Source organism: uncultured Phascolarctobacterium sp., from assembly GCF_937920985.1.
Classification (GTDB): Bacteria; Bacillota; Negativicutes; order Acidaminococcales; family Acidaminococcaceae; genus Phascolarctobacterium_A.
Genome location: NZ_CALDXR010000010.1, coordinates 21,774 through 30,163 on the forward strand (window position 1 = coordinate 21,774; position 8,390 = coordinate 30,163).

Annotated in this window: 7 protein-coding genes and 1 riboswitch; all 7 genes read left to right on the forward strand. The window is 48.2% G+C overall.

Features of this window, described 5'->3' with window-relative positions; all coding sequences use genetic code 11:
• Positions 1–110: 110 nt before the first annotated feature.
• The 7 genes from Q0612_RS01585 to Q0612_RS01615 all read left to right on the forward strand — a co-directional run bounded on the left by Q0612_RS01585 (position 111) and on the right by Q0612_RS01615 (position 7,746).
• Positions 111–1,337, forward strand: coding sequence for an NADP-dependent malic enzyme (locus tag Q0612_RS01585; protein WP_367181677.1), 1,227 nt, complete (start codon positions 111–113; stop codon positions 1,335–1,337).
• Positions 1,338–1,395: 58 nt separating this feature from the next.
• Positions 1,396–2,241: a fumarate hydratase gene (locus Q0612_RS01590; RefSeq protein WP_009145044.1), complete on the forward strand. Its 846-nt coding sequence runs from the start codon at positions 1,396–1,398 to the stop codon at positions 2,239–2,241.
• A gap of 15 nt (positions 2,242–2,256) precedes the next feature.
• A complete protein-coding gene (locus Q0612_RS01595) occupies positions 2,257–2,823 on the forward strand; it encodes a Fe-S-containing hydro-lyase (protein ID WP_298879867.1) in 567 nt (188 codons plus the stop codon).
• A gap of 107 nt (positions 2,824–2,930) precedes the next feature.
• Positions 2,931–3,031: riboswitch (SAM riboswitch) on the forward strand.
• Positions 3,032–3,118: 87 nt separating this feature from the next.
• Positions 3,119–3,940: a MetQ/NlpA family ABC transporter substrate-binding protein gene (locus Q0612_RS01600; protein WP_276865251.1), complete on the forward strand. Its 822-nt coding sequence runs from the start codon at positions 3,119–3,121 to the stop codon at positions 3,938–3,940.
• 233 nt (positions 3,941–4,173) lie between these two features.
• Positions 4,174–5,214 carry a hypothetical protein gene (locus tag Q0612_RS01605; RefSeq protein ID WP_298879871.1) on the forward strand — a complete coding sequence of 347 codons (1,041 nt, stop codon included), beginning with the start codon at positions 4,174–4,176 and terminating at the stop codon, positions 5,212–5,214.
• A gap of 102 nt (positions 5,215–5,316) precedes the next feature.
• Positions 5,317–6,540, forward strand: a complete 1,224-nt coding sequence (locus tag Q0612_RS01610; protein WP_298879873.1) for a class I SAM-dependent rRNA methyltransferase — start codon at positions 5,317–5,319, stop codon at positions 6,538–6,540.
• A 42-nt stretch (positions 6,541–6,582) separates the two neighbouring features.
• Positions 6,583–7,746 carry a CaiB/BaiF CoA-transferase family protein gene (locus Q0612_RS01615; protein WP_298879875.1) on the forward strand — a complete coding sequence of 388 codons (1,164 nt, stop codon included), beginning with the start codon at positions 6,583–6,585 and terminating at the stop codon, positions 7,744–7,746.
• The last annotated feature ends 644 nt before the right edge of the window (positions 7,747–8,390 follow it).

The following is an 8,390-nucleotide window of genomic DNA, read 5'->3' on the forward strand; positions in this document are numbered from 1 at the left end:
GCAAAACAGGGTAGTTTAATATACAATAAGTGTATACTATTTATTGGACGGAGCTAATGATTTTTTAGACAGCTTACGTCGGGAACTTTTGGGAGGAAAAAAAGATGACAATGACTCTGCGTGAAGAAGCTCTTAAATTACATATGGATAATAATGGCAAAATTGCTGTAGTAAGCAAGGTGCCTATTGCAACCCGTCATGATTTGGCTATTGCCTATACCCCGGGTGTAGCTGAACCTTGCAAGGATATCAAGGAGGACAAAAACCTCTCCTTTGAATATACCTGCCGCGGCAACATGGTTGCTATTATTACCGACGGTACCCGTGTACTTGGCTTGGGCGACATCGGTCCCGAAGCTGCTATGCCGGTAATGGAAGGCAAGGCTGCACTGTTCAAAACCTTCGGCGATGTTGACGCTGTGCCTGTTTGCCTCGATACCAAAGATCCGGACGAATTCATCCGCACCGTTAAGCTGCTGCAGCCTAACTATGCAGGCGTTAACCTGGAGGATATTTCCTCTCCCAAATGCTATGAAATCGAAGATAAGCTGAAAGAAATCTGCGACATTCCTGTATTCCACGATGACCAGCATGGTACCGCTATTGCCTGCCTGTCTGCTGTACTGGGCGCACTGCGCTTTGTTAAAAAAGACATTGCTACCGCTAAATTCGTTGTCAACGGCTGCGGTGCTGCCGGCAGTGCTATCGGCCGTCTGCTGGTAAACATGGGCGCACAAAATGTAATCATGGTTGACCGCTTCGGCGCTCTGTATGAAGGCATCGACGCTAAGCTGGACCGCATCCAAAGCTATCTGGCTACCGTAACCAATAAAGAGCATAAGCAGGGTACTCTTGCTGATGTTGCCAAGGGTGCGGACGTTATGATCGGTGCTTCCGCTCCGAACGTATTCACCAAAGAAATTATGCAGAGCATGGCTGACAAGGCTATTGTTTTTGCTCTGGCTAACCCTGTTCCGGAAACCAGCTATGATGCTGCTAAGGAAGCAGGCGTTGCAGTTGCCGGCACCGGCCGCAGCGACAGACCGAACCAGGTTAACAACGTAACCGTATTCCCGGGCGTATTCCGCGGTGCTATTGATGTACGCGCACGCGCTATCACCGAGGAGATGAAGGTTGCCGCTGTTTATGCTATTGCCGACCTGATTGATGAAAAAGACCTGCGTGAGGACTATGTAGTACCTGACGCTTTTGACCCGCGTGTTGCTCCGGCAGTTGCTGCCGCTGTTGCTAAGGTTGCTATTGAAAATGGCCTGGCACGCAAAATTGTAGATCCTGAGGTTGTAAGAGCCAATACTGCTAAACGCATCGGCCGTTAAGCCGCAGTATACAAATATTATTCTCACAATGACAATGTGAGCTTAGGAGGATGAAAACATGAGAGAAATAAAGGTTAGTGAAGTCACTGATGTTATTGCCAAGCTGTGCATGGATTCCTGCTACTATCTCCCGCAGGAGATGATGGATAAAATCAGAAATGCCGCTGTTGAAGAAGAATCTCCTTTAGGCAGGGAAATCCTTGCTACCTTGATTGAGAACTTCGAGCTGGCTAAGAAAAAAGCTGTTCCTCTGTGTCAGGATACCGGTCTGACTGTAGTATTTCTGGAAATCGGTCAGGAAGTGCATTTCGTTGACGGCGATTTGTATACTGCTATTCATGCAGGCGTAGCAAAGGGCTACACTGAAGGCTATCTGCGTAAATCCTCTGTAGGCGACCCGGTATTTGATCGTAAAAATTCCGGTGATAATACTCCGGCAATCATCCACACCAAGATTGTTCCCGGTGAAAAGGTTAAAATTATCGTTTGCCCGAAAGGCTGCGGCAGCGAAAACATGGGCGCTTTGAAAATGCTGAAGCCGGCAGATGGCGTTGAAGGCATCAAAAAATTTGTTGTTGATACCGTGCGTGCAGCAGGCCCGAACCCCTGTCCGCCGATTACCGTCGGTGTAGGCATCGGCGGCAACATGGAGCGCGCCGCTATTCTGGCTAAATACGCGCTGACCCGTACCGTAGGCGAGCACAACAAGGATGAGCGCTATGCGGCACTGGAGGACGAGCTGCTGGAGCTGGTAAACAAAACCGGCGTAGGTCCTTCTGGCTTAGGCGGCAGCACTACCGCTCTGGCTGTAAATGTTGAATTTACCCATACCCATATCGGCGGTATGCCCTGCGCTGTAAACCTGAACTGCCACCAGGCACGCAAGGCTGAAGCAGAAATTTAAAGGAGGCGCCTGAAGATGAGTGAAGAAGCTGTAATCAAATATATCAATGCTCCGCTGACCGAAGAAACTGTCAAAGACCTGCATGCAGGCGACGTTGTACGCATCAGCGGTTATATCTACACTGCACGCGACGCTGCTCACAAGCGTTTGTATGAAGCGCTGGAGCGCGGCGAAAAGCTGCCTTTGGACCTGACCAATAATGTTATTTATTACGTTGGTCCTACTCCTGCAAAACCGGGCGAGGTTGTCGGCAGTGCCGGCCCCACCACCAGCGGCCGTATGGACAAATACACTCCGACCATGATCGAGCAGGGCATGCGCGGCATGATTGGCAAAGGTCTGCGCAGCCAGGAGGTTATTGATGCCTGCGCGAAGCATGGCGCTGTTTATTTCGTTGCTGTAGGCGGTGCTGCTGCTGTTATCACCCGATCCATCAAGAGCGAAACCATGATTGCTTACGAGGATCTGGGACCGGAGGCTATCCGCAGATACGAGGTTAAGGATTTCCCGGCAATCGTCTGCATCGACAGCGAGGGTAATGACTTCTATAAAGTTGGTATTGCCAAGTACAGAAAAGAGTAACAATTTTAACAGATTAAGGGCAGGATTTCTGCCCTTAATTTTTTTTTGCAATTAATGTTGACAAAGACACTAGGATAATATATTATTACTCACATCTTAATAACACGCTCTTATCAAGAGTGGCGGAGGGAACAGGCCCTATGATGCCCGGCAACCAGACAAATGTTATGGTGCTACATCCTGCAAGTGCAATCTTGAAAGATGAGAGGAAGACCGGCTCCTTCCTCTGAAGGAGTTTTTTTCTTAGGCGGATGTTTTGCAAGACGTGTTAAATAAAGAAAGGGAGTAAGAAAAGATGAAAAAATTATTAGTTGCATTACTGGCATTAGTAAGCCTGGCAGTTGTTGCTGCAGGCTGCGGCGGCGGAGACAAAAAGGCAGACAATGGTGCTGACAAAAAGGTTACTTTGAAGGTTGGCGCTACCGCTGTACCGCACGCTGAAATCCTGAACCAGATTAAAGGCACTCTGGCTAAAGAGGGCGTAGACCTGCAGATTATCGAATTCAGCGATTATGTTAAACCGAACCTGGCTTTGAACGATAAGGAGCTGGATGCCAACTTCTTCCAGCATGAGCCTTATCTGGATACCTTCGTTTCCGAGCGCAAGATGAATCTTGTATCCGCAGGCAAGGTACATATCGAGCCGATGGGTATTTATTCCAAGAAAATCAAATCTCTGAATGATATCCCCGAAGGCGCTAAAATTGCTATTCCGAACGACCCGTCCAACGGCGGCCGTGCGCTGGCTCTGCTGCAAAGCGCTAAGCTGCTGAAGCTGAAAGATGGCGTTGGCGTTAAGGCTACCGTAGGCGATATCGTTGGCAACGACAAGAAGCTGAAGATTGTGGAAATCGAAGCTGCTCTGCTGCCGCGTTCCATGGATGATACTGATTTGTCCGTTATCAACTCCAACTTTGCTATGGAAGCTAAGCTGAATCCGGTGAAGGATTCTCTGTTCACCGAGCCGAAGGAATCTCCGTATGCTAACATCGTAGCTGTTCGCAAGGGCGACGAAAACCGTCCGGAAATCCAGAAGCTGATGAATGCTCTGCGTTCTCCCGAAGTTAAAAAGTTCATCGAAGACAAATACAAAGGTGCTGTTGTTGCAGCGTTCTAAGCAAAGCAAAACTGCTGTCGCATGTCAAAGTGCGACAGCTTTTTTATGTGTTGAAAAACTGTCAGACAGTCTGCTCCTTACAATATTAGATGAAGAGCTATTACGTCATGTGTATGTTGTTGTTTTCAGGATATGCTGTTCACAAAAGCGCAGGCAAAGAGCAGAGCTGTTTTCTGTGCATCTGCCTGCAAAATATGCTATACTTAAAGTATCTTATATGAGGAGATGGTACAATGTTTAAAAGAATTTTAATTGCCGCTATGCTAGCCTTTATTCCACTTAATGTCTGCAGTCCGACCGAAGCAGCGGTGCAGGCGGAAATGTCAGTTGCAAATAATCAGGTATCCGTACAGCAATCCAAGCAGCTTTTTAACGATGAGAAAAATGCCATTTCTATGCTGATGCCTGCAGGCTTTTTGGCTAAAGGTGAGTATACGCCCGATAATGAGAAAATTTTTCAAGTAAACTATTCTAATGTGCAAATGTTTATCTATGTAACTCCTATAGATAAATCTGGTCCTAATTCTGCTAAATTTATAGATGAAGTACTTGCTGAACTGAAGAAGGAAATAGCTACAGAAAAGGATGCTGAGCTTATAGAAAACAAAATCATTAAGCTGGATGGCAGAAAAACACTGCATGTTGTCAGCAAAATTAATGCCCAGCCTAAAACACCTGATTTTATAATGGATAACTATACAATTTTTACTGCTAATGATATGATTGATATTCGTTTTACTGTTGAGGCTGACGTTTATGAAAAATTCAAGGCATCAACCATGAATGAGATGATTGCTTCTATTAAGATTGGTACTAAATGGAAACGTTTTGCTACTCCTGACAATAGGTATAGCTATGAGCTGCCGGAAGATGTGTATAATTCAGGAGCTGCCTTTGACCATCAAATGTTAGGTAGTAATGATGATATGATGACGGGCATTATGGTGCAGAAAATAGCTGATAATCCTAAATATGCCTATTATCCGCAATCTCTTGCTAATCTTTCGGCTGCAGAGCAGGCTGACTTAGAAAAAAAGATTATTAAGCAGTTAAAATCAGAGGTCAGAACAGCAAGAAATATCAAAAATGAATTTACTGTTGTAAATAATTTACCATGTATTAAAACCAGCTTTGATGATGTTACCAGTCACAGTATTGCCTATATTTTTATACAGGACGGAAATTACATTTCCTATGACTATATTTTCAATGCCAAGTTGGCTTCTAAACTGGCTCCTGTACTGGAACGCTCGGTAAATTCTATTAAATTTTAATCCCTTGGCTCAAAGTGTAAGTCTTGGAGAAAGTGTATTTTTCTAATGAGAGAAATATGCTATACTTAAAGAAAAACTAATCTAAAAATCGTGAGGTAGAATATGCGTAAATATGCAAAATTTTTCGTAACCCCGAAGGGAGAACGCGCTGCACGCGGCGGTCATCCCTGGGTGTTCGGTGAAGAGGTAACTAAAATTGAAGGCGATTATGCCAACGGTGACTTGGTGGATGTTGTAACGTCCAAAGGCAAATATTTGGGCACCGGTTTTGTGAACGACCATTCCAAAATCCGTGTGCGCATTATTTCCACCAATACTAATGATAAGTTTGACGAAGCCTTTTGGGAGCGCCGCCTGCGCTATGCGCTGGATTACCGCCTGACGGTTATGGGCGAGCGTGATTTTAACTGCTGCCGTCTGATTTTCGGCGAAGCGGATATGTTCCCCGGCCTGACCGTAGACCGCTACAATGATCTGCTGGTAACGCAAACCCTGTCCCTGGGCATTGAAATGCGCAAGCAGATGCTGTTTGAGCTGCTGATAAAAATTCTGCGCGAGATGGGACAGGAAATCCGCGGTCTGTACGAGCGTAACGACGTAAGAATCCGCCTGCTGGAGGGCATGGAGGAGGGCAAGCACTGGTTTGCTACTGATTTGTGCCCCGAACCCGGCGCTGTTACTACCGAGATTGTCGAAAACGGCATCGAGTATACGGTTGATGTAGAAAACGGCCAGAAGACCGGCTTCTTCCTCGACCAGAAGTATAACCGTCAGGCGATTGCCAAGATTGCCAAGGGCAAGCATGTGCTGGACTGCTTCACCCACACCGGTTCCTTTGCGCTGAATGCTGCCAAGGGCGGCGCTGTCAGCGTTACCGCTGTTGATATCAGTGCGGAGGCAGTGCAGATGGCGGAGCATAACGCTGCGATTAACAATTGCTCCGATGTTATGCACGGATTGCAGGCGAATGTTTTTGATTTGCTGGGCGATTTGTTCAACAAGCATTCCCGTGAATATGACTTTATTATTCTGGACCCGCCGGCGTTCACCAAATCCGGCAGCACGGTGAAGAATGCGATTCGCGGCTACAAGGAAATCAATCTGAAGGCTATGAAGCTGCTGCCGCGCGGCGGTTATCTGGCAACCTGCTCCTGCTCGCACTTTATGAAGGAGGAGCTGTTTGTGAAGATGCTGCAGGACGCTGCGCATGATGCCAATGTTTCTCTGCGTCAGATTGAAGCGCGTCAGCAATCTCCGGACCATCCGATTCTGTGGCAGGTTCCGGAAACAAATTATCTCAAATTCTATATCTTCCAGGTAGTATAAAAACTCAGTCTAAAAATATGCTGCTGTTAAGGGGGCGTTATTGTGCAGGCTTTAGAGGGTATTCGTGTGCTTGATTTGTCACGGCTGCTGCCGGGACCGTATTGTACGATGCTGTTGGCCGATTTCGGCGCGGAGGTTATCAAAATCGAGGAGCCGGGACGTGGAGATTATGCCCGCAGCTTTCCGCCGTTTTTAAAGGATTTCGGTTACTGGCATCTGCAGCTGAACCGCAATAAAAAGAGCGTAGTGCTTAACCTGAAAGCGGATGCGGGACGCAGGGCGTTTCTGGAGCTGGTGAAAACTGCCGACGTGGTGGTGGAAAGCTATCGTCCGGGCGTACTGACGAAGCTGGGTATTGACTATGCGGCGGCGAAGGCGGTGAATCCGCGTATTATCTACTGCTCGCTGACGGGCTACGGCAAAAAGGGACCGCTCGCCAAGCAGGCCGACCACGATATCGGTTACGTGAGCCTGGCAGGCATTACCGCTATGAGCGGTGAGGCGCAGGGCAAGCCTGCGATTCCGGGCGTGCTGATGGCGGATATGAATGCGTCGATGGCGGCGGGCATGAGCATTATGATTGCACTGCGCCATGCACAGATGACGGGCGAGGGCCAGGAAATAGATATTTCGCTGTATAACGTGGCGATGACGCTGATGCCCGGTGCTGCCAGCCTGTACTTCGGCAGCGGTTTTGTGGCGGAGCGCGGCAACAACTGGCTGACAGGCGCCAACGCCAACTATAATATTTATGCAACGAAGGAAGGACGCTACCTTGCGGTGGGCTGCTTAGAAAAGAAGTTCTGGAGCAACCTCTGCGCTGTGTTGCAGCGCCCCGATATGACGGATCTGATAGATGATGATGCTAACCATGACTACCTAAAGCAGCAGCTGACGCTGGAGTTTGCCAAGCATACGCTGCCCGAATGGGAGCAACTGCTGGCTGGCAGGGACACCTGCGTAACGCCGGTGCTGGATTTTGCCGAGGCGGTGGACGCGGAGCAGACCAAGGCCAACGACATGGTGCTGAACGTAGAGGATGCAGAGCTTGGCAGCTACCGGCAGCTTGGCTTTGCCATGAAGCTGAGCGAAACGTCGGCTGCGCTGCGGAAGCGTGCGCCTCGCTTGGGCGAGGACACGCAGCAGGTGCTGTCGCAGGCTATTGCCGACGAAAAGCTGCTGGCGGAAGCATTGCAGAGCAAATAAAAAATGACCTCCTGAATTTTCAGGTGTTCGTAAAACAGTTTTCGAGAAATGACACGGCAACTGCCAGTCAGGATTGGTTAAGAGTACCCGGCTAGGCCGAGGAAGCATCAAGTCCCATGTCCGCACCGTCAAGGTGTTGGGTATGGGGCTTTTTGCATTTCAGGAACGTGTACACCTCTGGCAAGGTGTAACACACTAGACTTTGTACCAAAGTCGTGTGCCAAGGGTGCTGCGCCCCTTGAAATCCCCTCTCACATCGCCCATGGGCAATATGGGTTAGCCGCATAAAAGGCTCTCACAAAGGCGCACCCAGCTGTCTGTGGCGAGGGAAAGGCACTTCTGCGGAAGTGTAATAACCCACTATAACACACTTTCAGTCCTGCGGTCTGCAAAGTGCCGTGGGCTCTCCGAGGGAAAACGGTTGTATGGGGGGAGTTTTGGGCAAATAGCTGCGTACGTGCGTACGGGAGATTGGCACACACGTACGCAATAAAACAGCCGAATTCTCCTATATAGGGGTGTTCTTTAATTGGCGAATATGGTATACTAGGCTTAGTCCGGTAAATCGGAATTTATTAAGGAGGATATAGATGAAACTGTTTTTATGTTCGCACTTTTCAAGTGTAGGAAGTTTGATAAAAGAA

What these genes read in the sequence shown, in the direction of transcription:
- Q0612_RS01585 (WP_367181677.1), top strand. Translation starts at nt 111, where the DNA reads ATGACTCTGCGTGAAGAAGCTCTTAAATTACATATGGATAATAATGGC.
- Q0612_RS01590 (WP_009145044.1), top strand. Translation starts at nt 1,396, where the DNA reads ATGAGAGAAATAAAGGTTAGTGAAGTCACTGATGTTATTGCCAAGCTG.
- Q0612_RS01595 (WP_298879867.1), top strand. Translation starts at nt 2,257, where the DNA reads ATGAGTGAAGAAGCTGTAATCAAATATATCAATGCTCCGCTGACCGAA.
- Q0612_RS01600 (WP_276865251.1), top strand. Translation starts at nt 3,119, where the DNA reads ATGAAAAAATTATTAGTTGCATTACTGGCATTAGTAAGCCTGGCAGTT.
- Q0612_RS01605 (WP_298879871.1), top strand. Translation starts at nt 4,174, where the DNA reads ATGTTTAAAAGAATTTTAATTGCCGCTATGCTAGCCTTTATTCCACTT.
- Q0612_RS01610 (WP_298879873.1), top strand. Translation starts at nt 5,317, where the DNA reads ATGCGTAAATATGCAAAATTTTTCGTAACCCCGAAGGGAGAACGCGCT.